This is a genomic window from Oceanicaulis sp. MMSF_3324, from assembly GCF_030733545.1.
GTDB lineage: Bacteria > Pseudomonadota > Alphaproteobacteria > Caulobacterales > Maricaulaceae > Oceanicaulis.
In genome coordinates this window covers 1-23961 of sequence record NZ_JASHIU010000009.1, presented here as the reverse complement: position 1 = coordinate 23961, position 23961 = coordinate 1, and the positions used below count along the sequence as shown (strand labels likewise).

At 64.4% G+C, this 23961-nt stretch carries 23 protein-coding genes; 4 read left to right on the top strand and 19 right to left on the bottom strand.

Annotation, left to right across the window (positions count from 1 at the left end; translation table 11 throughout):
- Positions 1 to 7 precede the first annotated feature (7 nt).
- The 3 genes from RBA95_RS09885 to RBA95_RS09875 are packed head-to-tail and all read right to left on the bottom strand — an operon-like array spanning position 8 to position 3161.
- Entirely contained in the window at positions 8 to 784 is a 777-nt protein-coding gene (locus RBA95_RS09885; protein ID WP_306016685.1) for an ABC transporter ATP-binding protein, read from the bottom strand.
- Entirely contained in the window at positions 781 to 1935 is a 1155-nt protein-coding gene (locus RBA95_RS09880; protein ID WP_306016684.1) for an ABC transporter permease, read from the bottom strand. Before RBA95_RS09880 ends, RBA95_RS09885 begins: the two co-directional genes overlap by 4 nt.
- 50 nt (positions 1936 to 1985) lie before the next feature.
- Entirely contained in the window at positions 1986 to 3161 is a 1176-nt protein-coding gene (locus tag RBA95_RS09875) for an MFS transporter (protein WP_306016683.1), read from the bottom strand.
- Positions 3162 to 3268: 107 nt separating this feature from the next.
- Here RBA95_RS09875 and RBA95_RS09870 point away from each other — a divergent pair, with 107 nt between their 5' ends.
- Genes RBA95_RS09870 through RBA95_RS09860 form a run of 3 tightly spaced genes read left to right on the top strand, consistent with a single transcriptional unit; the run spans position 3269 to position 6389 of the window.
- On the top strand, positions 3269 to 4570 hold the full coding sequence (locus RBA95_RS09870) for a glycosyltransferase family 4 protein (protein WP_306016682.1): 1302 nt from the start codon (positions 3269 to 3271) through the stop codon (positions 4568 to 4570).
- On the top strand, positions 4567 to 5289 hold the full coding sequence (locus tag RBA95_RS09865) for a class I SAM-dependent methyltransferase (RefSeq protein WP_306016681.1): 723 nt from the start codon (positions 4567 to 4569) through the stop codon (positions 5287 to 5289). The genes RBA95_RS09870 and RBA95_RS09865 overlap by 4 nt, the downstream gene beginning before the upstream one ends.
- Positions 5286 to 6389, top strand: a complete 1104-nt coding sequence (locus tag RBA95_RS09860; RefSeq protein ID WP_306016680.1) for a hypothetical protein — start codon at positions 5286 to 5288, stop codon at positions 6387 to 6389. Before RBA95_RS09865 ends, RBA95_RS09860 begins: the two co-directional genes overlap by 4 nt.
- Here the strand turns inward: RBA95_RS09860 and RBA95_RS09855 are convergent.
- Positions 6358 to 6990: a class I SAM-dependent methyltransferase gene (locus RBA95_RS09855; RefSeq protein WP_306016679.1), complete on the bottom strand. Its 633-nt coding sequence runs from the start codon at positions 6988 to 6990 to the stop codon at positions 6358 to 6360. The two genes, RBA95_RS09860 and RBA95_RS09855, sit on opposite strands and share 32 nt — an antisense overlap.
- Positions 6990 to 7646, bottom strand: coding sequence for a hypothetical protein (locus RBA95_RS09850; protein WP_306016678.1), 657 nt, complete (start codon positions 7644 to 7646; stop codon positions 6990 to 6992). The genes RBA95_RS09855 and RBA95_RS09850 overlap by 1 nt, the downstream gene beginning before the upstream one ends.
- Before the next feature lie 106 nt (positions 7647 to 7752).
- On the opposite strand from RBA95_RS09850, the gene pip reads away from it, so the two are divergent.
- Complete coding sequence (gene pip / locus RBA95_RS09845; protein ID WP_306016677.1) at positions 7753 to 8727, top strand: prolyl aminopeptidase; 975 nt, start codon at positions 7753 to 7755, stop codon at positions 8725 to 8727.
- Positions 8728 to 8796: 69 nt separating this feature from the next.
- Here pip and RBA95_RS09840 read toward each other — a convergent pair whose 3' ends face one another.
- The 14 genes from RBA95_RS09840 to RBA95_RS09775 form a co-directional block, all read right to left on the bottom strand.
- Positions 8797 to 10152 (bottom strand): sodium-dependent transporter, encoded by a 1356-nt coding sequence (locus RBA95_RS09840; protein WP_306016676.1) that lies wholly within the window; start codon positions 10150 to 10152, stop codon positions 8797 to 8799.
- A gap of 125 nt (positions 10153 to 10277) precedes the next feature.
- Positions 10278 to 11423, bottom strand: coding sequence for a rod shape-determining protein RodA (gene rodA / locus RBA95_RS09835; RefSeq protein WP_306016675.1), 1146 nt, complete (start codon positions 11421 to 11423; stop codon positions 10278 to 10280).
- 3 nt (positions 11424 to 11426) lie between these two features.
- Positions 11427 to 13304, bottom strand: a complete 1878-nt coding sequence (gene mrdA / locus RBA95_RS09830; RefSeq protein ID WP_306016674.1) for a penicillin-binding protein 2 — start codon at positions 13302 to 13304, stop codon at positions 11427 to 11429.
- A 26-nt stretch (positions 13305 to 13330) separates the two neighbouring features.
- Positions 13331 to 13837 (bottom strand): hypothetical protein, encoded by a 507-nt coding sequence (locus RBA95_RS09825; protein WP_306016673.1) that lies wholly within the window; start codon positions 13835 to 13837, stop codon positions 13331 to 13333.
- Positions 13837 to 14682: a rod shape-determining protein MreC gene (gene mreC / locus RBA95_RS09820; RefSeq protein ID WP_306016672.1), complete on the bottom strand. Its 846-nt coding sequence runs from the start codon at positions 14680 to 14682 to the stop codon at positions 13837 to 13839. Before mreC ends, RBA95_RS09825 begins: the two co-directional genes overlap by 1 nt.
- 78 nt (positions 14683 to 14760) lie before the next feature.
- Positions 14761 to 15801, bottom strand: a complete 1041-nt coding sequence (locus RBA95_RS09815) for a rod shape-determining protein (RefSeq protein ID WP_009801441.1) — start codon at positions 15799 to 15801, stop codon at positions 14761 to 14763.
- A gap of 56 nt (positions 15802 to 15857) precedes the next feature.
- Positions 15858 to 16649: a TVP38/TMEM64 family protein gene (locus RBA95_RS09810; protein WP_306016671.1), complete on the bottom strand. Its 792-nt coding sequence runs from the start codon at positions 16647 to 16649 to the stop codon at positions 15858 to 15860.
- A 127-nt stretch (positions 16650 to 16776) separates the two neighbouring features.
- Complete coding sequence (ilvC, locus tag RBA95_RS09805; RefSeq protein WP_306016670.1) at positions 16777 to 17766, bottom strand: ketol-acid reductoisomerase; 990 nt, start codon at positions 17764 to 17766, stop codon at positions 16777 to 16779.
- Entirely contained in the window at positions 17766 to 18710 is a 945-nt protein-coding gene (miaA, locus tag RBA95_RS09800; RefSeq protein WP_306016669.1) for a tRNA (adenosine(37)-N6)-dimethylallyltransferase MiaA, read from the bottom strand. Before miaA ends, ilvC begins: the two co-directional genes overlap by 1 nt.
- 9 nt (positions 18711 to 18719) lie before the next feature.
- On the bottom strand, positions 18720 to 20120 hold the full coding sequence (locus RBA95_RS09795) for a Do family serine endopeptidase (RefSeq protein ID WP_306016668.1): 1401 nt from the start codon (positions 20118 to 20120) through the stop codon (positions 18720 to 18722).
- Between the two features lie 159 nt (positions 20121 to 20279).
- Positions 20280 to 21161, bottom strand: coding sequence for a protease modulator HflC (hflC, locus tag RBA95_RS09790; protein ID WP_306016667.1), 882 nt, complete (start codon positions 21159 to 21161; stop codon positions 20280 to 20282).
- Between the two features lie 3 nt (positions 21162 to 21164).
- Positions 21165 to 22319, bottom strand: coding sequence for an FtsH protease activity modulator HflK (hflK, locus tag RBA95_RS09785; protein WP_306016666.1), 1155 nt, complete (start codon positions 22317 to 22319; stop codon positions 21165 to 21167).
- Positions 22320 to 22421: 102 nt separating this feature from the next.
- Positions 22422 to 22943, bottom strand: a complete 522-nt coding sequence (locus RBA95_RS09780; protein ID WP_306016665.1) for a dihydrofolate reductase — start codon at positions 22941 to 22943, stop codon at positions 22422 to 22424.
- A gap of 2 nt (positions 22944 to 22945) precedes the next feature.
- Positions 22946 to 23785 carry a thymidylate synthase gene (locus RBA95_RS09775; RefSeq protein WP_306016664.1) on the bottom strand — a complete coding sequence of 280 codons (840 nt, stop codon included), beginning with the start codon at positions 23783 to 23785 and terminating at the stop codon, positions 22946 to 22948.
- Positions 23786 to 23961: the final 176 nt, after the last annotated feature.

The following is a 23961-nucleotide window of genomic DNA, read 5'->3' as shown; positions in this document are numbered from 1 at the left end:
ACCTGTCCTAGTCCTCGGCCGCTTGTCTTAACACGGCGCGTCCACGCGGACCGCCAAAATATTCCTGGATCCAGGGATGCTCATTGTGCGTCAGCTCGGACAAGGGCGCATTCGCGATCACACGTTTGTCGGCAATGACCGCCACCCGATCGCAGATCGCATGCAGGCTGTCGAGATCATGGGTGATCATCACCACGGTCAGATCGAGCGTGTCCGACAGCTCCTTGATCAGCTTGTCAAAAGCGCTCGCGCCAATGGGATCAAGCCCGGCTGTCGGCTCATCCAGGAACAGGATATCGGGATCCAGCGCCAGGGCTCGGGCCAGGCCGGCGCGCTTTTTCATGCCGCCCGACAGCTCGGCGGGAAACTTGCTCCCGGCCTCCCCCGACAAGCCGACCAGCCCGATCTTGAGATCGGCCAGCTCCTTCATCAGCCGCGCGCTCATCCGCATGTGCTCGCGCATCGGGGCCATGACGTTTTCCTGGACCGTCAAGGCCGAGAACAGCGCGCCGGACTGGAACAGGACGCCCCAGCGCTTTTCAAGCGCCAGCCGGTCCTTGCCGGTCAGGCCCGACATGGCCTGGCCGCGGAAATAGACCTCACCGGCATCGGGCTGTTTCAGACCCAGAATGGTGTTCACCAGCACCGACTTGCCCGTGCCCGATCCGCCCACAATGCCCAGGATCTCGCCCTGGCGCACTTCAAAGTCGAGATCGTCATGGACCACGTGGGAGCCGAACTGGCTGCGCAGACCGCGCACTTCGATCAGGGGAGCCTCGGTCATATGTCGAGCTCCAGATACATCATGGCGAACAGGGCATCGATCACGATGACGGCGAAGATCGCCTGCACCACCGAGGTCGTTACGCGCCGCCCCAGACTTTCCACATCCCCGCCCACCTGCAGGCCATGACGGCAGCCCACAATGGCGATGACGAGGCCGAACACCGGCGCCTTGGACATGCCCACCAGGAAGTGTTTGAGATCGATGGTGTCGTTCAGGCGCGTCAGGAAGAAATTGGGCGAGATATCAAGCGTCCACCAGCTCACCAGCATGCCGCCGAACACCCCCGCCACCATGGCGGACAGGGTCAGGAGCGGCGCCATCACCACGCAGGCGATGACCCGCGGCAGGACCAGGACTTCATAGGGGTCCAGCCCCATGACTTTCATGGCGTCGATTTCCTGCTGCATCTTCATCGAGCCGATCGCGGCCGTGAAAGACGAGTCCGAACGCCCTGCAAGCAGGATCGCGGTGATCAGCACCCCGAACTCACGCAAGACGGCGATCCCGACGAGATCCACCGTGAACACCGATGCGCCAAAGGTCTCCAACAGGCTCGCGCCCATGAAGGCCACGACCGCGCCGATGAAGAAGCTGAGCACGGAGATGATCGGCAGGGCGTCCACGCCCGCCGTCTCCATCAGGTGGATGGTCGAGGTCCAGCGCATGCGCGTCGGCACCATCAACACACTCAGGCCTGTGGTGAAGGTGCGACCGAAGAAGGCGAAGGATTCAACGGTTTCCTTGAGGCCGTCTTCCACGCCCTCGCCAATGCGCGCCAGCGTCGAGATCACGCCGCGCGGCTTCACCTCGTCTTCAGGACAATCGGCCAGACGCTCGCGCATCTCCCCCATCATCCGGCGCGCGGTCTGGTGCTCACCTATGAAATGGCTGTCAGAGGCGGGCTCGTTACAGCGGCTCAGGGTACGTCCCAGCAGATAGGCGCCAGCGGTGTCGATCCGACCGAGCCCAGACAGGTCTATCACGAGGTCCTTGGGATCGGTTTCGCTCTCGATGCGCCTGAGTCGGCGATCAAAGCGACCCACCGCTTCCATCACCCAGTCGCCCTTGGGCTCCACGATCACACGGGCACCGTCCTGACGCGTGGTCAGCTCCGCCGCTTGGCGCTCTTGGGCGATCGCTGTTGTCATGGTCCCCGTCTTCCCCTGCGTCCCTGACGATAACCGGGAGTATGGCTCCATTATGTCTGTGTTCGCGACGATTGCACGAGCCAGAGTGCGAAGATCAAGCCCAATCCTGATGGCAGGGCCATAACGGCGAACCCGCCAGCGCCGAACGCCTTGAACGCAAAGCCGGACGCATAGGCCGCCAGCGCCAGGATCAGCCCGCCTGAAAACGCGGAATTGATCGCCTGGGCCATCGAGGCGAACCGCTGAGGACTGTTATCCGCCGCATAGCGCAGGAAACCCAGATAGGTGGCGCTGAATGTCAACGCATGAAGCAGCTGAAACGGAAACAGCAGCCAGAGCGGCGGCGAAACCGAAAGGGCCAGCCAGCGCAGGATGGACGCCGCCCCGCCCAGCGACAGCATCATCGCCGGACTCACCCGGTTCAAAAGGCGCCCGGAGAAGGTCAGGAAGACGATCTCGGCGCCGACGCCGGTCGCCCAGAGCAGACCGACCGCGCTGGACGGCACGCCCTCGGCGCGCCAGGCGACCGCGGAAAAGCCGTAATAAAAGCCATGCGCGCCCTGAATCAGCGCCGACGCCGCAAAGGCCAGCGGCAATCCGTTTGACACCATGGCGCGCACTACACCGCCCTGCGCATCAGCCTGGGGCTTGCGGTCCTGCGGTCGGTTGCGCCCCTCGGGCAGCATCAGCGCCGTCAGCACCGCCAGCGCCGCCCCGATCAGGGTCCAGGCCAGAGCCGCTTCTCCGCCCAGCCAGCCGATCAGCCCACCCGCGCCCACATTGCCCAGAATGAAGGTGGCCGAGCCGAATGCGCGCGGTGGCCCGAAAGCGAATTTCTTGCGGGTGGATTCCTGGATCGCAAAGGCGTCGACGATTGGCATGATGCCGGTGAAGGCGCCGCCCGCGATACCGGCCAGCACGATGATCGCCCAGGGATGGGTCGCCGGAATGAAAGCGGCGAAAGCGAAGAAGGACACCAGGGAGTAGGTCAGCAGCGCCCAACGCTTTTTCGGCGCCCGATCCGCCAGCATGGCGCCCAGCGGCGCGGCGATCATCCGACCGGCCATGGAGGCCGCCGCCGCAGCGCCGATCATTTCCGGGCTCAGACCGCGTGTTTCGTACCAGACCGGCATGTAAGGCAGGTACGCGCCGAACCCCAGATAGAAAGCGCCGTAGAACAGCGCGAAGCGCACAGGGCGCGGAATCTGGACCGGCAATGCGAACATGGGCTTGGCTTAGCCTGAGCGCGCCCAAGAAGAAAGCACCCAACACGGTGCGGTGAACACTGTTTGCTCTTGGTTTCCGGCGCGGCTGACGATAGCTTCGCGCCTTCATGAAAGACGCCGTCCTTGATCCGCCCCAGACTCGCTGCGCGCGCTTGCGTGTGCTGGTCTCCAGTTATCGCTCCGCGCCTCATGTGGGTGGGCAGGGCGTCTATGTGCGCGCATTGTCGCGCGCCCTGGCCTATCAGGGCTGTGACGTGTCGGTGATTTCCGGCCCGCCCTACCCTGATCTCGATCCGGATATCGGCCTGATCAAACTGCCGTCCATGGACCTGTTCAGCGAGGACAACGCCTTTCTGGCCCTGCGCTGGAAGACGCTGTTTGATCGCGCCGACCGCACCGAATGGCTGGCGCACAATACCGGCGCCTTCGCTGAAATGATCAGCTACGCCATGCGGCTGGAAGCCTGGGTGGCTGAACATGGCGATCAGTTTGACGTCATCCATGACAATCAGACCCTGGCCCTGCCCATGGCCGCGGTGGATCAATACCTGCCGGTGATCACCACCTTGCACCACCCCATCGCGATTGACCGCGACTTCGCCGTCGCGGGCGCTGCGAACTGGTGGCGCCGCGCCCTGACCCGGCGCTGGCATTCCTTTGTCGAGCATCAGGCCAGGGCCGCCCGCGCCCTGCCGCGCTTCCTGGCGGTGTCCGACGCGGCGCGCCAGTCCTATGCCGAGCGCTGCGGCGTGAACCCGGACACGGTGCGCGTGGCGTTCAACGGGCTTGATCTGGATAGCTTCAAGCCCGATCCGAGCGTGCCGCGCGACGCCGACCATGTCCTCGCTCTCGCCAGCGCGGATGTGCCCATTAAGGGTCTGGACGTGCTGATCGACGCGATGGCCCAGCTCAAGGCCCGCGGCCGCACGCCGCGTCTGACGGTCATCGGCCAGCTGCGTGACGGACCGACCAAACGGGCGCTTGTCGAGACTGGCTTGCTCGACAGCGTCGAATTTGTCTCCGGTTTGAGCCTGGATGAGATCGTGGCGCTCTATCGCAAGGCGACCGTATTCGTCTCGGCCTCCCGCTTTGAAGGCTTCGGCTTTCCCGCGGCCGAAGCCATGGCGTGCGGCGCGCCGGTCATCGTCTCGCGCGGCGGCGCACTACCGGAAGTGGCGGGCGATGCCGGAATGGTCACCGAAGTCGAAGATGCAAACGGGCTCGCGGATGCGCTCGAACGCGTGCTGTCGGATCCGGAACTGCAACAGCAGATGAGCGCGGCCTGCGCCGCCCGGGCGCACAGCGCCTTCCGCTGGGACGAGCATGCCCGCGCCAGCATCGACCTTTATTATGACGCGCTGACAGAGCGCGGACGCCTGCCGGATGTGACGGAGCTTGCCGCCCAATGATGGTGACGCTGGACCTTGATGCGCTGGACCTTCAGGACGGCCAGCGCGTGCTTGACCTGGGCTGTGGCCGTGGCCGCCACAGCCATGCCTTCTACTGGCATGACAAGGCGCTCGACGTGACCATGCTCGATCTCAGCCTGGAAGATCTCAAGGGCGCGGTCGACGGCTTTTTCGAATTGCCGCCGCCCCCGCAGACCCCGCCGCGCAGCGCAGTCTGGTGCGTGGGCGATGCCGGTCGTCTGCCCTTCCCCGATCACAGCTTTGATGTGGTGATCTGTTCAGAAGTGCTCGAGCACCTGCCCGATGTGGACGCCGCGCTCGATGAGATCACCCGCATCGTCAAGCCGGGCGGACGCTTTGCGCTATCCGTGCCGCGCTACTGGCCTGAGAAGATCTGCTGGGCGCTGTCTGAGGGCTATCAGAATACGCCGGGCGGGCATGTGCGAATCTTCAAGGATCATGAGCTTCGCGAGCGGGTCGCGAGCCGTGGGTATCGTCCCTACAAGCGCCATTGGGCCCACGCCCTGCACTCGCCCTATTGGTGGTTGCGCTGCGCGAAATGGGAACGTCAGGAAGACAGTCGTTCCGTGAACGCCTTCCGCAAGCTCCTGGAATGGGACTTGATGGAAAAGCCGCGTCTGACCCGCTGGACCGAGGCCGCGCTCAACCCGGTCATGGGCAAGTCCGTCGCGCTCTATTTCCAGAAGGACGCGGCATGAGCCATCGTCCGCAAGCCATTGGCGTCGACATCGCCGCCTGCGCAGACCGGATCGAGGATCTGCAGCACCGCGACGGGTCGATTCCGTGGATCGAGACCGGCGTCTGGGATCCCTGGAACCATGGCGAGAGCGCGATGGCGCTGGCGGTCGCGGGGCGCGAAACGGCGGTTCACGCCGCACTCGACGCGCTGGCCGAGCGCCAGCATGAAGACGGCTCCTGGCTGGGCGAGCTGGGCGCGGGCGTGCCCATGGACGAGAGCGGAGACCGGATCGCCCCGCCGGACAACCCGGTCACCGCCCACGACACCAATTTCACCGGCTATGCCGCTGTCACCGTCCTGCGTTGCGCGCTGGCGCTGGATGAGCCGCGCCTGATCGCCCGCCATGCCGGCATGATCACCAAGGCGCTCGACTGGGTGGTCAACCATCAGACGCCCCATGGCGATGTGGTCTGGCGCAAGCCCGATGACGGGCAGCCGCTGGAAGGCGTGGATTCGCTGCGGGCCGGGAACGCCTCGCTCTACAAGAGTCTGGAATGCGGATTGCGGATCGCCGACGCACTGGACCAGTCGCGCCCGGACTGGGCGCGGGCGCGTCAGCAGATCGCACGAACCTTCACCGACAAACCCCATCGGTTTGACCGGCTCGGCGAGGATCGCTCCCGCTACGCCATGGACTGGTATTATCCGGTCCTGTCGGGCGTTTACACGGGGCTGAGCGCCAAGGCCCACCTGCATGCGGGATGGGACGCCTTCGTGGTCGAGGATCTGGGCTGCCGCTGTGTCAGCGAAGAGCCCTGGATCACTGCCGCGGAAACCGCCGAACTGGCGCTGGCCTGTCTGAGCATTGGAGAGACGGTTCGGGCGCAGCGCCTGCTGGACGCGCTGGCGCCCCTGGCGCGCGATGGCGAAGGCTACTGGATGGGCTGGCAGTTCGAGCTGGGCCAGGTCTGGCCCAAGGAACGCCCCAGCTGGACGGCGGGCGCGGTCGTGCTGGCGGCGGATGCGCTGTATGGTCTCAGCAATGGATCAGAGCTTCTGATCCGGCATGCGCGCCCCGATGCCTGGCTTACAGACGGCGCAGAATCTCGAGCGTATTGATCCGCTCCACCGGCTCGAACAGGCCCGAGGCCACAGCCAGTTTCCAGATTTCGTAGGGCGGGCGCCCTCCATCCTTGGGATCGGGAAAGACATCGTGAATGGCCAACAATCCGCCCCGCGCCACATGGCCGGCCCAGGCGCGATAATCGGCCAGCGCCGTATCCATGGCGTGCCCGCCATCAATGAAGACAAAGCTCAGCGGCGCCGACCAGCTTGCACCGATCACGGCGGACGGTCCGACCACGGGAACCACATGCTGTTCCAGATCCGCCAGGGCGATCGTGCGCCGTAGCGCCGGCAGGGTGTCGACCCGGCCCAGCTCGGCGTCAAACAGGTCGGGGTCATGATACCCCTCGCCCGGTTGATGCTCTTCAGAGCCCCGATGGTGGTCAATCGCGAACAGGACCCGGCCCGCGTCTCGCGCTGCGCGGCCCAGATAGACGCTGGAGCGGCCGCACCAGCTGCCAATCTCGACAAATGCGCCCGGCAACGCCTCGGCCGCCTTGAGCGCATGTCGCGCCAGAGCCTGACCCTCGTCATCGGCGAGGAAGCCCTTGACGGATTGCGGGTCGAGCGCGTCGCCCGGAACAGTCTGTGTCATCAGCTGGATAGGCCTTGATTGGATTGCACCGCCCAGCGGCGCTCGGCCAGGGCGTCAGCCGCATCGGCGAGGCGAGCCTTCTGATCCGCCAGACCTTGCAGAGATTGAATGACCTGATCGCCATCCGCCGCAGCATCAAGCTCTTCGGAGACGGCGATGAAGAATTCCTCGGCGCGACGCACCGCGCCCAGCGCATTTTCCGCGGAAGCGAGATCCCGGGTCAGGGTCGCCTGGCCCAGCCCCTGCTCACTGTTGCTGATCTGCTGGGCCGCGTCGGCCACACTCTGGGCCAGCGTCGACAATTGCGCGATGTCCTCGTGAAAGGCCAAGGCCGCATTCCCTCCCTGGGCTTCCATGTAGACGCTCACCGGATCGTCCGCCGTCTCTTCCGCGCCGCCGCCATTCACGAGGCGGCTGAAGAATTCGCGGGCGGCGTCGGCGGGTCCGGCGCTCAGGGTCCAGCCCCGATCATCCACAAGCGCGCTCAGTCTCGACGCCTGGGCGCGCAAGCGAGCCTCCGCCTCGATATCAACCTGGGACTCTGTACCCAGGGCTATCGGTTGGCTGGCGCATCCTGTTACAGCGGTGCACGTGCATAATCCGACAACCAGGCCCAAAGTCCTGATGACCATGTGCATGTCGAAGCGATCCTTCATACAGAGACCAACTCCCCCTCGCGAAGCTGGTTCCACATAGTGATAAAACGACATAGTCTCACGGTAAACAGACTTGAAAGTTAATCGGCTGATTAGCACAGGAAAAATGGACACCGCTCGATCCCATCGCCGCCTCGGCCTGTATCCGCCCCTCACCCCGGTCCGATCGGGGTTTCTGGACGTGGGTCAAGGCCACACGCTGTACTACGAGGACTGCGGACGGCCGGACGGCGTGCCTGTCATCACCCTGCATGGCGGGCCGGGCGGCGGCGCGGCGCCGGCCATGCGACGCTTCTTTGATCCGCGGCGCTATCGCATCATCGTGTTCGATCAGCGCGGCTGCGGGCGGTCGCGGCCCTATTCCTCGCTCGAACACAACACCACCGCCCATCTGGTGAATGATATCGAGCAGTTGCGCACGCATCTGGGGATCGACAAATGGGTCGCGTTCGGCGGCTCCTGGGGCGCCACATTGGCGCTGGCCTATGCACGCGCCTGCCCTGATCGCGTGCTCGGCATGATCCTGCGCGGGGTCTTCGCCTGCACGCGCCATGAGCTGGACTGGTTCTACCGCGATGGCGCCAACCGCCTGTTTCCGGACGCCTGGGCGCGCCTGGCCGACCGGCTGGCGCCGGATGAGCGCGAGGATGTCATCGCGGCCTATTATAAGCGGCTGACCTCAGGAGCGAGCATGGACCAGCGCCGCGATGACGCGCTGGCCTGGTCAAGCTGGGAAAGCGCTCTGATCTCCATGAGCACGGTGCCCGAGCATGTGAACCCTGATCCGCATCGCTCCGACGCGCTGGCGCGAATTGAGTCCCATTACTTCCATCATGGCGGCTTTTTCGAGCGCGAGGGCGTCCTGCTGGAGGACACCCGCCATCTCAAGGAGATTCCCGGAGTCATCGTTCAGGGGCGCTATGACATGGTCACGCCGCCGCGCACCGCTTGGGAATTGTCCCGCGTCTGGCCGGGCGTCCAGCTGAATTTTGTCGCCGACGCCGGTCATGCCGCCGGCGAACCGGGCATTGTCGACGGCCTGGTGCGCGCCACCGACATGTTCGCCCGGCGCTTCGGCTGACATTTGCTTTACCGCAAAGAAAAAGCCCCGGTCATCGACCGGGGCTTTTCATGTGGACGAGATCCGCCGCTAGCCGATGAACGGCAGGCTGATGCCGAACATGCTGGCCAGACCCGTCACGATGATCAGGCCCACCGCCACCGGCGCCAGCCAGCGGATGGTGAAGCGCCAGTAGGCGAAGAACTTCTCGCCCGCATGCGGCAGCTCTTTCTGCATGAGCGCCTTGGAGACGACCCAGCCGGTGAAGAGCGCAATCAACAGGCCGCCCAGCGGCAGAAGGATCGTGCCGGACACCTTGTCGAGAACGTCGAAGAAGTCGCCCGAGAACGCAGCGGCGACGCCGAACATGTAGATGATTGCGCCAAAGAACAGCGCCGAGCCCACACGCCCGAAATCGGTGTGTTCCTCACCAAAGGCCACGATCACCTGCAGCAGCGAGATCGAGCTCGTCAGCGCCGCGATCAGGGCCAGGAAGAAGAAGGCTGCGCCCACCCACTGGCCGCCCGGCATTTGCGAGAAGGCCGCCGGCAGGGTCTGGAAGAACAGGCCCGGACCCGCATCAGGGCTGAGGCCGAAGGCGAACACGAACGGAAAGATCGCCAGGCCGGCGATGATCGCCACCAGGGTATCCGACCCCGCAATGATGCCGGCCGATTGCGGCAGGTTGTCGTCGCGCGACAGATAGGAGCCATAGGTGATCATGATGGCCGACCCCACGCTCATGGAGAAGAAGGCCTGACCCAGCGCTTCCAGGAAGGTCTGCGCAGTGATCTTGGAGAAGTCCGGCGCGAACAGATAGCTGATCGCCGCGCCCATATCCGCGGTCAGGCCTGCATAGATCACCATGCCCACGAGCATCAGGAAGAACAACGGCATCAGGATCGACACCGTGCGTTCAATTCCCTTGATAACGCCGAAGCAGACAATGCCGATGGTCACCGCCATGAAGCCGGTATGCCACAGCAGCACGGTGCCGGTGTCGCCCACCAGCTCGCCGAAGACGTTGGAGACTTCCGTCGGGTCAAGGCCCACCATGGCGCCGGTGAACATCTTGTAGACGTAAGAGGCGACCCAGCCGGCCACGACGGAGTAGAAACACAGGATCATCACGCCGCCGGCCATGCCGACCCAGCCGGCGATGGACCACATTTCGGAAGCGCCGGCGTCAAACGCCATCTTGCGGGTCGAGCCCACGGCCGAGCGGCGGGCATGACGCCCCACGCTCAGTTCGGCCATCAGGATCGGGAACCCGATCAGCGCCACGCAGACCAGATAGATCAACACAAAGGCTGCACCGCCGTTTTCTCCCGCCGTATAGGGAAAACGCCAGAAATTCCCCAGCCCGACGGACGAGCCGATCGCCGCCATGAGAAAGCCGAACCGGCTACTCCAAGTCCCGTGCGCGCTCGCGCCGCCCATCGCCATAGATGCAGTCTCCTCCCCTCAGCCGCGCCCCGGGGCGCGCGCTATAAATCCGATACCGCCCTGCGACGGTTTGGCGCGGGAGGTTGGTCGATCCGCGCCCTGTGGTCAAGTTGGGCAATGCGGCGTTAACCGAACAATCCTGCGCCTTTGGGCGGTTCGGTGTCGCGGTGCACGTGCGCGCCCAGGATCAGGCCCAGCCCGATCAGCACCGTCATCATCACGGTGCCGCCATAGGAGATCATCGGCAGCGGCACGCCCACCACGGGCAGCATGCCCATCACCATGCCCACATTGATGAAGACGTAGAGCGAGAACGTGGTCGCCACGCCCATCACCACAAGCCGCAGGAAGACCGAGCGGCAGGAGGTGGCGATCATGATGCAATTGGCCAGGATCAGCGCATACAGCCCCAGCACGACGAGGCCGCCGATAAAGCCGAATTCCTCGCCCAGCATCGTGAAAATGAAGTCGGTCTGTTTTTCCGGCAGGAAGTTCAGGTGCGCCTGGGTGCCTTCCATATAGCCCTTGCCGGTCATGCCGCCCGATCCCAGCGCGATCTTGGACTGCAGGATGTGATAGCCCGCGCCCATGGGGTCATCTTCGGGATTGATGAAGGTCATGATGCGGCGGCGCTGATAATCCTGCAGCCCGTACTGGAAGAAGAATCCGCCGCCAATGCCGCCCATGACGCCCGCGCCGATGATCACTTTCCAGCTCAGCCCCGCCAGGAAGACGATCACAACTCCGGTCGCCGCCAGCAGCAGCGACGTGCCCAGATCGGGCTGTTTGATGATCAGCCCCATGGGCACCGCGATCATCAGGGCGGGAATGATGAGACCGCCCAGCGACGAGACCTTCTCTTCGGGCAGGTCGTGGTAATAGCGCGCCAGAGCCAGAACGAGCGCGATCTTCATGATTTCTGATGGCTGCATGCGGATCGGGCCGATATCGATCCAGCGCTGCGCGCCCATGGCGGTGGCGCCGATCAGCTCCACCCCGATCAGCAGAACCAGCGCGCCCAGGAAGGCGGGATAGGCGATCCCCATCCAGAAGCGCGGCGGGAAAAGCGCGATCACCACCATGGCCATCAGGCCCACGCCCAGACGCGCGGCATGGCGCGAGGCATAGGGGTTCCAGGCGCCGCCCTCCACCGAATAGAGCATGCCCACGCCGATCAGCCCGACGAGCAGGATCAAGAGCACGAAGGCCCAGTTGATCTCGAACAGCTTGCCGCGGAACCCGCGTGGCGCTGACTGGGTGAAAACGCCCATGTCCTATCCCTCCGTCACGGGACGGGCTGCGGACGCAAACATGTCCGGCCGGGTATTGGACGGATCGCGCCGCACCAGATCGCGCAGGATCGCCTGGGCCGGGACGGCGGCGCGCGTGCCGCCGCCGCCATGTTCGATGACCACCGTCACCGCATAGCGCGGCGCTGCGACGGGCGCATAGGACACGAACAGGCCGTGATTGCGCAAACGCCAGGGCAGGTCATCCTGGTCGCGCACGCCGGCGGCGCGCTCTTCGGTGGTGATCGAATAGACCTGGGAGGTGCCGGTCTTGCCCGCCATCTCCAGCCCTTCAAGATCAATGCCCCGCGTACCCAGAGGCCAGTAGGCCGACCCGCCGGGCTCGTTCACGACCCCCGACATGGCCTGCCGAACCAGATTGATGTGTTCATCCGTCCAGCCCATCGGGCCGAAATCAGGCTGCGCGCCCTCCATGCGGGACAGGGTCGGCATGACGCGGCGTCCGGTGGCGATGCGTGCGGTCATCACCGCCAGCTGGAGCGGCGAACTCAGGAGCGCGCCCTGCCCGATTCCCACATTATAGGTGTCGCCCGTGGTCCAGGGTTCATTGCGCCGGGAGCGTTTCCAGGCCGGTCCGGGCACCAGGCCTTCGGCGCGGCGCGGATAAGGCAGGCCGATCTCGAAGAACTGGCCCAGCCCGCAGCTTTCGAGCATCTCGTTATAGCGTTCGATGCCCAGTCGGTGGGCCATTTCGTAATAATAAACGTCGCAGGAGCCTTTCAGGGCTTCATGCAGATTGACCCGGCCATGGCCCTCTCGTCTCCAACAGTGGAAGTTGCGATTGCCCAAGCGTGTATGCCCGCCGCAATAGATCGTCTCGTCGGGATCCACGACGCCGTGCTCCAGCGCAGCCAGCGAGGACATGACCTTCACGGTGGAGGCGGGCGCGTACAAACCCGTGGTCGCCTTGTTGAAAAGCGGACGGTAGGGGTTGTTGTTCAGCGCAGCGAACGCCTCCTGGCCGATCCCCAGAACAAACGCGTTGGGATCAAAGCTGGGGGTGGAGGCCAGCACCAGGATCTCACCGGTGATCACGTCAATGCCAACCGCCGCCGCGCTCTGATCGCCCAAGGCTTCCATGGCGGTGCGCTGGGCGCGCGCATCCAGGGTCAGGGTCACATCCTGGCCGGGCACCGAGGGAATGGACTGCTCGGGAATCTCGCGCATGACGCGGCCCGTGGCGTTCACCTCGACCTTGAGCTGACCTGCGGAGCCGCGCAGCCGGTCTTCATGCTGAAGCTCGGCCCCGGTGCGCCCGATCCGGAAACCGGGATGCAGCAGCAAGGGATCATCATTGGCCGCTTCGGGCGGCGCCGCCTGCACATATCCGGTCACATGGGCGAAATCGTACGGACGCGGATAGGTGCGCACTTCACCCACATCTGGCGTGATGCCCGGCAGATCGGGCAGGTGCAGATTGATCCGGGCGAAGGTCTCCCAATCGAGATCCTCGGCCACGGTGACCGGGGTGAACCGCGAAGTGCGCGACACGGCGCGCAAGATGCGTTCGATCCGGGCTTCGCTCAGCGGCATGTAGCGCGACAGACGCTCAAGCGCGGCGCGCGGATCGCCCGCCTGATCACGAACGATCATCAGGCGATAGCTTTCGCGGTTCTCCGCAAGCGGCTCTCCGAACCGGTCCAGCAGACGTCCTCGCGCTGGCGGCTGCAGGCGGAAATTGAACTGGTTCTGTTCGGACAGCAGGCGATAGGCATCCTGCTCAAGCACTTGCAGCCCGTACATGCGCGCGCCCAAAGCCGCGAACGCACCCGCGCCCAGGCCCGACAACAGAAGCGAACGGCGATTGAACTGGGCTTGGGCTTCCTGCTTGTCGCGACGCATTCGCGCTCTTTCTCAGCTCTGCTGCGTTAGGAAAATGTGCTGCGTTCCTTACGCCGGGCGAACAACCAGGCGAATATCGGAAACAGAAGGATGCTCAGAACCGCTTCAGTAATCAACGGCCCTGGCGCCACAGGGGCGCCAATTGCGAACGATCCCGCCCCCCAGGCGACGGCGAATGCCGCGCCGGCCGTCAACGCGAAGCGCAGGGCGAGCGGCCCGACTTCACCTGCCCCTTCCGGCTCTCGCAGGCGCATGACGCTGAACGCGACCAGAAACGCCAGGGCCCACACCCCCATGGGCGCCCCGGCCAGCAAATCCTGAACCACGCCCACCAATAATAGAACGGGCGGCGAGATGAACCAGGGCTGACGCACGGACCAGATGAACAGGGCGATCAAGGGAAAGGCCGGAGCCAGATCCGGACCGCTGCCCAGTCGGCTGGGCAGGGCGTGCAGAACAAGCGCGACCAGCATGGTCACGATGAAGAGCACCAGATCAGCGCCGCCATTGCTGCGTTCCACCGATGGCCGCATCACTCCGCTCCCTCATTGAAGAGCTCTTCGGGAACCGGGTCGGTCTCCGGCGCCGCAACCGGCTCGAACGGCCAGACCCAGATCAGGTCAATCGGCGCGGTGCGGCTGAACAGCGCCACGCGCCAGCGGCCGTCCCTGTCGCGCACAGCCTGGCCCACCGGCACGCCGCGCGGCATGACATTGTCATCGCCCGAGGTGACGATGCGGTCGCCCTCGCGCAGGTCCGGCTCGGCGCCCAGATATTCAAGCCGGGGAAATTCGGTGTTGTCACCGACCAGAAGCGCGCGTGCATTGGACCGGTCCGCCATCACCGCAACGCGTGAGTTGATATCGGTCAGCAAGAGAATGCGCGTGGAGCTGCGCCCCACTTCCACGGTCCGGCCCACAAGGCCATAGACATTTACCGCCGGATAGCCCGGACGCACGCCGTCTTCGGACCCGGCATCGATCAGACGCGAACGTACAAAGGCGTTCGAGCGATCCGCCACGGTCCAGGCGCTGATGCGGTCCTCGGCGGCGTCCGCCTGCAGATTCAGGGCTTCACGGTAACGCGCATTGCGCTCTTGCAGGGACAGGGCGGCGTCACGCCAGGCCCGCATTTCAGCCGCTTGCATGCGCAGGGCGCGGTTTTCTTCGGCCAATTCGAACTGGCGCTTCCACCACGGGCCGATATTGGCGAAGCCGCGAAAGGGCCTGACGCCGAGATCCAGCACCGGGGTCGCCAGATCATTGAACCCGGCGCGCAATCCGGTCAGCGCCTGGGGCCGGGTTTCGGGACGGTCGAGATAGACGAGAATACAGCTGACGAGGATGCAGACGATGAACAGGAGCGGCGGAAACCGCACGCCCTCGTCATTTCGCCGTCTGGAACTCCGCCGTTGAGCCACGTAGGACGTCCCCCCTGGCAGGCTGACTTTCGCTAATTAAACCGCTTCCGCGAGGATCGGACGCCACAGGCGCAGATTCTCGACGGCTTTTCCACACCCAAGCACCACGCAGGAGAGCGGCTCGTCCGCCAGGCTCACCGGCAGGCCGGTGCGGTCGCGCAGTTCGGTGTCGAGATTGCGCAGAAGGGCGCCGCCGCCCGTCAGCACGATGCCCTTGTCCACAATGTCCGCGGCCAGTTCCGGCGGGGTCGCTTCCAGCGCCTGCTTGACCGCTTCCACGATCTGCTCGACCGGTTCGGACAGGGCGTCGGCGATCATCGCTTCGGTGACGACGATTTCGCGCGGCACGCCGTTCATCAGGTCACGGCCCTTGATATCAAGCGTCAGGCCCTCGCCTTTCTGCGGCGGGGTCGCCGAGCCGATTTCCTTCTTGATCCGCTCACCGGAGGTTTCACCGATCAGAAGGTTCGCCGAGCGACGAATATAGTTGATGATGGCTTCGTCCATCTTGTCGCCGCCCACACGCACAGAGCGCGAGTAGACAATGCCCGACAGCGACATCACGGCCACTTCGGTGGTGCCGCCGCCGATGTCGACGATCATGGAGCCGGTCGGCTCGTCGATCGGCAGGCCGGCGCCCACGGCGGCCGCCATCGGCTCGTCGATCAGGTAGACCTTGCGCGCGCCCGCGCCCACGGCGCTTTCATGAATGGCGCGGCGTTCCACGGCGGTGGCGCCGGACGGCACGCAGATCACAACCTGCGGGCTGACGAAGGTCTGACGATTGTGCACCTTGCGGATGAAGTGCTTGATCATCTCCTCGGCCACGTCGAAGTCGGCGATCACGCCGTCGCGCATCGGTCGGATGGCTTCCACATTGCCCGGAGTCTTGCCCAGCATGAGTTTGGCTTCGGCGCCGACGGCCTGCACGTGCTTGCGGCCCTTGTCGACCTTGTAGGCCACGACAGAAGGCTCGTTCAGAACGACGCCACGGCCTTTGACGTAGACCAGTGTGTTCGCCGTCCCCAAATCAATGGCGATATCCGCGGAAAGGAGACCGAACACGCTGGAGAACATTCTCTGCCTCTTTGGCTGTCAGGCGCAGCAGGCGAGTCGCTGCGCTAGGGCAAGTATCATGACTCCTTGTGCGATGGCGCGTCACTGATTGCAAGCCGCTCGCCCCCCTCAGCATCAGCCTCAGCTGAGTCTTCCACGGTATTTTTTAACTCTGTTTCGGGGCCGCGCAGCCAGCGTCGCGCCATCAGCATGAACACGATCCAGACGCCCACAATGCCAATGAGCGCTAGGATTGCAGGCCATCCGCCTCCGGACAGAAGTGACATCAAACCGCCGCCCGCAAAGACGATGAGCGCGGTTTTGGGCAGCACGCCCACGGCCAACCCGCCAATGAAGGCGAAAAAGCTCATGCGCGACACGCCGGCCGCCATATTGACCACGATGAAGGGCGCGCTTGGAACGATTCGCACGATCATTGAGGCGAAGAAGCCATTGCGCCCGACGAATTCCGAAATGCGATTGACCGTCTGTCCGCCATAGCGGCGCACCGCGTCGGCCCCTGCAATCCGTCCGGCATAGAAGGTCACGGTCGCCGAAACGATGGTCGCCACCCAGGAATAGAAGAAGCCCTGCACCGGGCCGAACGCAAAGACCGCCGCGCCTATCAAGGCGAACTGGGGCGCTCCGACGAACGCCAGCACAGTGAAGATGAGAATGGTCACCGGCAGGGCGTACCATTGGTCCGCAGCGCGCTCGAACCAGGCCCCGATCTGGCCCGGCTCGATATCGAGCACGAACTTGCCGGTCAGGAAGATCGCGAACACCAGCGCGAACAGCGCCAGCGAGATGTAGACCGCGCGAGCGGCGCGCGCGTCCATGCGAGTGAAGAAACGAATAAGCGGGTTCATGACGGTCATATCCGGCAACAAGAGCCTCTGACCTCCGGCGCGAAAACGCTCCGAAGCATAGCGGCGGTACGCATACGCTTTTTTACACGGCTGGCAATCGGGCGCCGCAATGAATTTGCCCGGCCGTCTAGTCTCCGAACGAGGATGCGCGGCGGATCAACCGCCCCGTCTCTTCGAGGGGATGCTCAGCCGCCTTGTCTCGCATGGCCTTGAGACCGGACCGGCCTTTTTCGTAATCGGCCACCCAGCGCCGTGCGAAATCGCCTTTGGTGACGTCCTTGACGATGGCTTCGAACACCGGACGCACAGCCTCGCGGATCGGGCCTTCAACCTCGTGCGCCCCAAATTCGGCCGTATCGGAAATGGCTTCATACATGCCCGCAATACCGCGAGACTGGATCAGATCGGCGATGTATTTGATCTCGTGAACGGTATCGATATAGGCCATGACCGGGCTGATCCCGGCGGCGACCAGCTGTTCATAGCCTTCACGCGCCAGCGCGCAGACGCCGCCCACCAGCACCGCCTGTTCACCCAGGATGTCGGCCAAAGCCTCCTCGCCGAACGTGGTGGAGTAGACCCCGGCGCGTCCGCAGCCAAGCCCGCCCAGATAGGCTTTCGCCCGCGCTTCCGCCTGGCCGGTCACATCCTGATGGATAGCCCAGAAACCGATCAGCGAGCCCCCCTTTTCAAAGCTCGAGCGCACCGCCCCGCCCGGCCCCTTGGCCGCCGCCAGCACCACGTCGATATCGTCCGCCGGTTCGATGACGCCGTATTCGATGGAAAAGCCGTGGCACAACAGAAGCGTCATGCCGGGGCGGTAATGCGGCGCGATGTGCTCACGCCAGATCTCGCCATGGGCTTCATCCGCCGCCAGCACCGACAACATGTCCGCGCGTTGCGCCGCTTCGGCCATGGACACGACCTCAAATCCGTCCGCTTCCGCCTTGGCTCGCGAGGGCGACCCATCGCGCAAGGCGATCAGGATGGTGCGCGCCCCCATATCGCGCAGATTAAGCGCGTGGGCGCGTCCATGATTGCCATAGCCGATGATGGCGATGGTTTCGGTTTCCAGAAGGCTCAGGTCGAGATCGGCCTGGTAAAGCGGTTCGGCCATCATGCGGCTCCGAAGAAAGGCGTGAGTAAAATCCGGTCAAGCTCGGCGCGGGCCGTCACCGGGTCCAGGGAGCTGACTCGGGCCCAATCTGAATGCTGGTTGGAGAACCAGGTGAACTGACGCTTGGCGTAACGGCGCGTGTCGCGCTTGGCGAGATCAATCGCCTCATCCAGTTCAAGCCGCCCCAGCACATGCGCCATCAAGGGCGGCAGCCCCACTGCTTTCATTGCGGGCAGGTCCGCAGCCAGGCCGCGTTCGGCGAAGGCGCGCGCTTCTTCAAGAGCGCCCTGGGAGACCATCTGGTCAAACCGGGCCTCGATCCGCGCATAGAGCGCCTCCCGATCCGGCGCGATGACAACGCCCAGCGTCCGCTCCGGCGCGACCAGAGGGCGAGTCTCCGCCTGGAGGTCGGACAGTGGACGACCCGCAACCTTCGCAACTGCAATCACGCGCATCAGGCGTTGACGGTCTCCGGACTCGATGCGCGCCGAGGCGACCGGATCAAGCTGCTCGGCTGCCGCCCGCAATGCTTCAATCCCGCCTGTATCGTAGAGCGCATTGACCTCTGCAATGACAGACTGGGGAATGTCCGGCGTGGGGGCGAGCCCCTCTACAAGCGCCTTGAAATACAATCCTGTGCCGCCGACCAGTATGGCGCGGCGTCCCCGGCCCGTCACATCCTTGATCGCCGCAAGCGCCAACCTGGCCCATTGACCGACCGAGCAGCGTTCAGACGGATCGATAACGCCGAACAGATGGTGGGGCACGCCCTCCATGTCCTCAGCCTGCGGCCGGGCTGTGATAACGCCCAGCCCGTCATAGACCTGCATAGAGTCCGCATTGATCACTTCGCCGTCCAGCGCCCGCGCAGCGTGAAGGGACAGTGCGCTCTTGCCCGAAGCGGTCGGCCCGGCCAGGAAAAGAATATCGGGCTTGGCCCCCATCAAAACGCTCTAGCGGCGCAGGGTTTCAAGCACATACTGGCCCTGGCGATTGAGGCTGAACAAGACGGGCGCATCTTCCGCGCCGGCCCGAGCGACAAGCTCGCGCGCCTGTTCAAGCCCTTCAACCCTGGTCCAGGCGATCTCCTCGACCACATCACCGGGGCGCACCTTGCCGGCGGCGTCGCTATTGGGGTCGATCTCGGTGACCACAAGGCCGCTGGCGTCGGTGGGGATGCGATAACGGCGACGCAAGGCGTCGGAGATCGGCTCCAGCGTCATGCCGAACAGATCCCCCTCAACCGCAGGGCCGGCCCCATCTTCGTCCAGCTCGGCGCCCGCCGGCGGTGTCGGACGATTGTCCTCTTCCAGCCGCTCCACATCCAACGGCAGGGTCAGGGATTCCCCCCGACGGAACACTTCCACATCCACGCGCGAACCGGGCTCTGTTTCCGCCACGATGCGCGGCAGCACCCGGTCATCGGCGACTGGCCGTCCATTGAACGCCAGGATCACATCACCTTCCTGCAATCCGCTGTCAGCCGCCGGGCCTTCAGGGTCGATGCGGGTCAGCAGAGCGCCGCGCGGCTCGTTCAAGCCCATGGCCTGCGCCATGTCCCGCGTCACTTCGAGCACATTGACGCCGATCCAGCCCCGCCGCGTTTCGCCATACTCGATCAGCTGATCGATGACCGGCACGGCAATGGCGCTGGGCACAGAGAAGGAAATGCCGACCGATGTGCCGGTGGGCGAGAAGATCGCCGTGTTCACCCCGATCACATCCCCATCCATATTGAACAGCGGACCGCCGGAATTGCCCCGGTTGATGGCCACATCGGTCTGCAGATAATCGTCATAGGCGCCGCCGATCTCACGCCCGCGCGCCGAAATGACGCCTGCCGTCAGCGACCCGCCCAGACCGAACGGATTGCCGATGGCCACCACCCATTCGCCCACGCGCGCCGCCTCGCTGTCGCCAAACTGCACGACCGGAAGCGGCTCATCAGGCTCCACGCGCAGAACAGCGATATCCGTAGCAGGATCACTGCCCACGATCTGCGCATCCAGCACGCGCCCATTCTGAAGCACCACCTCGATCTCGTCCGCGCCGGTGATCACGTGGTGGTTGGTGATGACCACGCCCTCGGCGTCTATGATGAAACCCGAGCCCAGCGAACGCTGCATGCGCAAGCGATTGCCGGACAAGTCATTATAACGCTCGAGCGGCGTGCCTGGCGCAAACAGGGGAGAGCCTTCGTCATCCCCCACCCGCTGAGCGGTGGCGATATTGACCACGGCCGGGCTCAGCCGGTCATTAAGGTCGGCGAAGCCATCATTGGGCTGCGCTGCGGCGGTCGCCGCCGACGCAAGCGCCAGGGCCAAGGCAAAGATCGCAGCAGCAAGCACGCGCATGAGCATTCCCCGTGGTCGAAGTCTGTGTTCTGTGGCCACAACTCTTAACGGCGCCGCCCCGGCGACGCCAAGCACAGACCTGTTATTGAGGTCCAAAAAGTGAAACGGCCGGGCGTTTTGCGCCCGGCCGTCCCGTTTTTCCAAACTCAGAACCGGCGCTTAACGCCCATTCTGGGATTCGAAATAGTCAAAGAAGGCGCTGTCCGGGCCCACCACGATGGGCGTGCCGTCCCGCAGGGCCGTCTCATAGGCGATCATGGAGCGATAGAAGCGGAAGAATTCCGCGTCCCGGCCATAGGCCGCTGCATAGATGGCGTTCCGCTGGGCGTCGCCTTCACCGCGGATGCGGTCCGCATCGGCGCGGGCGTTGGCCAGGATCACCGTCTGCTCGCGATCCGCAGAGGCGCGGATTTCGCGGGCGCGTTCCTCACCTTCAGCGCGGATGCGCGAGGCTTCCTGCTGACGCTCGGACCGCATGCGTTGGAACACGCGCTCTTCGACCTCATTGGGCAGATCGGCGCGCAGGATGCGCACATCGATGACCTCGATGCCGAGATCGGCGCGGGTCACCGCAGCATCCACCGAGCGCTCCACGCGGTCCATCAGCTCGGCGCGCTGGCCGGAGATGACGTCCTGGGAGGAGATGGAGCCGACCACGGCGCGCAGGGCGTCTTCCATGATCGAACCCAGTCGGGCATTGGCCCCCGCCTCGTTACGCACCGTCTGGTAGTAACGCAGCGGATTGACGATCCGGTAGCGCAGGAAGGCGTCCACTTCGAGACGTTCCTGGTCGCCGGCCTGCAATTGTTGCGGACGCATGTCGAATTCGACATTGCGACGATCAAACAGCAGGACCTCTTCCCAGGGCAGCTTGAAGTGAAGGCCGGCCTCGTCGTCGCCGATCTCGTTGATGACGCGGACCGGATCACCGAACCGCAGCACCAGGGCGGAGCGACGCTCGTTGACGGTGTAGGTGGCTGTGGCGAGCGCGATCAGCGCCGCGCCCAGAATGACCACAAGGGCGATCGTGAGAACTCTCATGGTTTAGCCTCCCTGACCCGAGCCTGCGGCGCGATTGACATCGCCCCGGTTCCGACCGAGCTGGTCGAGGGGCAGATAAGGCACCGCGCCATTGCCTTCCTGATCCAGGATCAGGAGATCCGAACGTCCGAGCACCCGCTCCATGGTTTCCAGATACATCCGTTCACGGGTGACATCCGGCGCCTGGGCGTATTCGTCATAGATGGCGTTGAAGCGGTCGGCCTGACCCTGGGCCTCGGCCACCACCTGATCGCGATAACCGCGGGCTTCTTCCAGAAGGCGCACAGCGTCACCACGCGCTTCGGGAACAATCCGGTTGGCGTAAGCGGTGGCTTGCAGGGCGTTGGCTTCAGCATCCTGTTCGGCGCTGATGACGTCCTGGAAGGCCGCGATCACGTCTTCCGGCGGAGCGGATTCCTGCAGCTGCAGACCCACGACCTGGATGCCGGCTTCATAAAGGTTCAGCGTGTCCTGGATGATCACTTCGGCGCGCTGAGCGACCTCGCCCCGGCCTGTACCGATGATCGGCTGCAGATCGGAGGTGCCGACCACTTCGCGCATGGCGCTTTCAGACACCGCCTGAACCATGGCGCGCTGGTCGCGCACGTTGAACACGTAATCGCGCACGCGGGTCGGATCCACCTGCCACTGAACCGTGAAGGACAGGTCCACGATGTTCTCGTCGCGGGTGACCATCAAGGCTTCTTGCGGCGTGGTGCCGATCGTGATCGAGCGGATCTCGGTGACATTGACCGTTTCCACCGACTCGATCGGATAGGGCAGCTTCACGCGCAGGCCCGCGCCCGTGGTGCGGACATACTCGCCAAAGCGCTGCACGACGCCCGCTTCACCGGGGCCGACCTGATAGACCGAGGCTGCAGTGATCACGCCCACAACGATCAGGGCGCCCACAATGCCAACGATGCCGCCGCCGGATCCGCCTTTGCCGGAACCCCCGCGACCGCCGCCGCGCGGCCCTTTGCCGCCCAGCCATTGCTGGAACCGGCGCACCAGTTCCTCAAGATCAGGTTCCTGCCCCCCACCGTTCGGGCCGCGGCCCGGACCGTTGGGGCCGCGGCCCCAGGGGTTGTTGTTATTCTGACCGCCGCCGCCGGAGCCCCAAGGGCCGCCGCCGCCTGCATTGTCGTTCCAGGGCATGAATCTCCCCGCTGGTTATAGGGTTTCGTGTTTTATTCGGTATACGAGTATTTGGCGGGTCCGCGCCTCCGGTTCAAGTAAAACCGGTATCGGGATGCTGCGCTAGGACGCCGCGATGCGATCAAGAACCTTTACGGTGAAGCCCGCATCATCACCCTCAGACGCCTCGACCCGCTCGCTGCGGACCTCTCGCCACGCCTCCGGGTCCAGTGTCGGGAAATGCGCATCCCCCTCAGGCTCCAGATCGACTTCGGTCAGGTAGATCCGGTCCACACGGGGCAGAAGGTCGGCGTAAAGCTGCGCTCCGCCGATCAGGCAGACCTCATCCACACCCGCCTCCACGGCCGCGCCGCACGCTTCTTCCAGGCAGGCGTCCACATCGGCGAAGACATAAGCGCCCGCCGCCGCGGTCACGGATCGGCTGATCACGAAGTTGGCGCGTCCCGGCAAGGGCTTGCGCGGCAAGCTGTCCCAGGTCTTGCGCCCCATCACCACCGGCTTGCCCAGTGTGGCGGCCTTGAACCGCTTGAGGTCAGACGGAATGCGCCAGGGCAGATCACCGTCTCGGCCAATCACGCCGTTTCGGGCGACCGCGACCACGATGGCGAGCTTGATCTGGGTCATGCCTACACCGCCACCGGTGCGGAAATGCGCGCATGAGGATCATAGCCCTCCAGCGTAATGTCCTCGTATTCGAAGGCGAACAGATCGGTCACATCCGGATTGAGCGTCAGGGTCGGCAGGGCGCGCGGATCGCGCGAAAGCTGTTCGCGCACCTGATCGAAATGGTTCGAATAGATATGGGCGTCGCCAAAGGTGTGCACATACTCGCCCGGCTCATAGCCCGTCGCCTGGGCGACCATGGCGAGCAGGAGCGCATAGCTGGCGATATTGAACGGCACGCCCAGGAACATGTCCGCGCTGCGTTGATAAAGCTGCAGATGCAGGCGCCCGCCCAAAACCTTGAACTGGAAGAGCGTGTGGCAGGGCGGCAGCGCCATGGAGGGCACATCGGCCGGATTCCAGGCGCTGATGACATGGCGGCGGCTATCCGGGCTTTGCTTGATCTGCTCGATCAGACCGGCCAGTTGGTCGATTTCCCGCCCGTCCGGACCTTCCCAGCGACGCCATTGTTTGCCGTAGACCGGGCCAAGCTCGCCGTTTTCGTCCGCCCATTCGTCCCAGATGGTGACGCCGCGCTCCTGAAGCCATTTGACGTTGGTGATGCCCTTGATGAACCACAACAGCTCCACCGCGATGGATTTGAAATGGACCTTCTTGGTGGTCAGCAGCGGAAAACCATCGCCGAGATCACACCGGATCTGTCGACCGAACACGCCGCGCGTCCCGGTGCCTGTGCGATCGGTCTGATCCTCGCCGGTTTCCATGATCTCGTGCAGCAGGTCGAGATAGGCGCGCTCAATGGGAGAGCCAGCGTAAGGCTTGGGGGTGTCGGCGAGCACCATGGCGGTCTCCTTGGGACGAGGATTTGGTTCAAAGTCTAACCCGGCTGGCGATTCGGGAAAGGCCGCGCTGACAGGCCGGCCTCGTCTCTTGCGCGGATAAACCGCAGCCTGTCCGCATCTCCAGACACTTGCATAAGATGGGCGGAGCGCCGATCTGATCGCCATGACCCAGACCG

What these genes read in the sequence shown, in the direction of transcription:
- RBA95_RS09870 (WP_306016682.1), top strand. Translation starts at nt 3,269, where the DNA reads ATGAAAGACGCCGTCCTTGATCCGCCCCAGACTCGCTGCGCGCGCTTG.
- hflK (WP_306016666.1), bottom strand. Translation starts at nt 22,319, where the DNA reads ATGCCCTGGAACGACAATGCAGGCGGCGGCGGCCCTTGGGGCTCCGGC.
- RBA95_RS09795 (WP_306016668.1), bottom strand. Translation starts at nt 20,120, where the DNA reads ATGCGCGTGCTTGCTGCTGCGATCTTTGCCTTGGCCCTGGCGCTTGCG.
- RBA95_RS09860 (WP_306016680.1), top strand. Translation starts at nt 5,286, where the DNA reads ATGAGCCATCGTCCGCAAGCCATTGGCGTCGACATCGCCGCCTGCGCA.
- RBA95_RS09775 (WP_306016664.1), bottom strand. Translation starts at nt 23,785, where the DNA reads ATGGTGCTCGCCGACACCCCCAAGCCTTACGCTGGCTCTCCCATTGAG.
- rodA (WP_306016675.1), bottom strand. Translation starts at nt 11,423, where the DNA reads ATGGGCGTTTTCACCCAGTCAGCGCCACGCGGGTTCCGCGGCAAGCTG.
- mrdA (WP_306016674.1), bottom strand. Translation starts at nt 13,304, where the DNA reads ATGCGTCGCGACAAGCAGGAAGCCCAAGCCCAGTTCAATCGCCGTTCG.
- ilvC (WP_306016670.1), bottom strand. Translation starts at nt 17,766, where the DNA reads ATGGCCGAACCGCTTTACCAGGCCGATCTCGACCTGAGCCTTCTGGAA.
- RBA95_RS09880 (WP_306016684.1), bottom strand. Translation starts at nt 1,935, where the DNA reads ATGACAACAGCGATCGCCCAAGAGCGCCAAGCGGCGGAGCTGACCACG.
- miaA (WP_306016669.1), bottom strand. Translation starts at nt 18,710, where the DNA reads ATGGGGGCCAAGCCCGATATTCTTTTCCTGGCCGGGCCGACCGCTTCG.
- RBA95_RS09780 (WP_306016665.1), bottom strand. Translation starts at nt 22,943, where the DNA reads ATGACCCAGATCAAGCTCGCCATCGTGGTCGCGGTCGCCCGAAACGGC.
- RBA95_RS09865 (WP_306016681.1), top strand. Translation starts at nt 4,567, where the DNA reads ATGATGGTGACGCTGGACCTTGATGCGCTGGACCTTCAGGACGGCCAG.
- RBA95_RS09850 (WP_306016678.1), bottom strand. Translation starts at nt 7,646, where the DNA reads ATGAAGGATCGCTTCGACATGCACATGGTCATCAGGACTTTGGGCCTG.
- RBA95_RS09840 (WP_306016676.1), bottom strand. Translation starts at nt 10,152, where the DNA reads ATGGCGATGGGCGGCGCGAGCGCGCACGGGACTTGGAGTAGCCGGTTC.
- RBA95_RS09810 (WP_306016671.1), bottom strand. Translation starts at nt 16,649, where the DNA reads ATGAACCCGCTTATTCGTTTCTTCACTCGCATGGACGCGCGCGCCGCT.
- pip (WP_306016677.1), top strand. Translation starts at nt 7,753, where the DNA reads ATGGACACCGCTCGATCCCATCGCCGCCTCGGCCTGTATCCGCCCCTC.
- RBA95_RS09855 (WP_306016679.1), bottom strand. Translation starts at nt 6,990, where the DNA reads ATGACACAGACTGTTCCGGGCGACGCGCTCGACCCGCAATCCGTCAAG.
- hflC (WP_306016667.1), bottom strand. Translation starts at nt 21,161, where the DNA reads ATGAGAGTTCTCACGATCGCCCTTGTGGTCATTCTGGGCGCGGCGCTG.
- RBA95_RS09825 (WP_306016673.1), bottom strand. Translation starts at nt 13,837, where the DNA reads ATGCGGCCATCGGTGGAACGCAGCAATGGCGGCGCTGATCTGGTGCTC.
- RBA95_RS09875 (WP_306016683.1), bottom strand. Translation starts at nt 3,161, where the DNA reads ATGTTCGCATTGCCGGTCCAGATTCCGCGCCCTGTGCGCTTCGCGCTG.
- RBA95_RS09815 (WP_009801441.1), bottom strand. Translation starts at nt 15,801, where the DNA reads ATGTTCTCCAGCGTGTTCGGTCTCCTTTCCGCGGATATCGCCATTGAT.
- RBA95_RS09885 (WP_306016685.1), bottom strand. Translation starts at nt 784, where the DNA reads ATGACCGAGGCTCCCCTGATCGAAGTGCGCGGTCTGCGCAGCCAGTTC.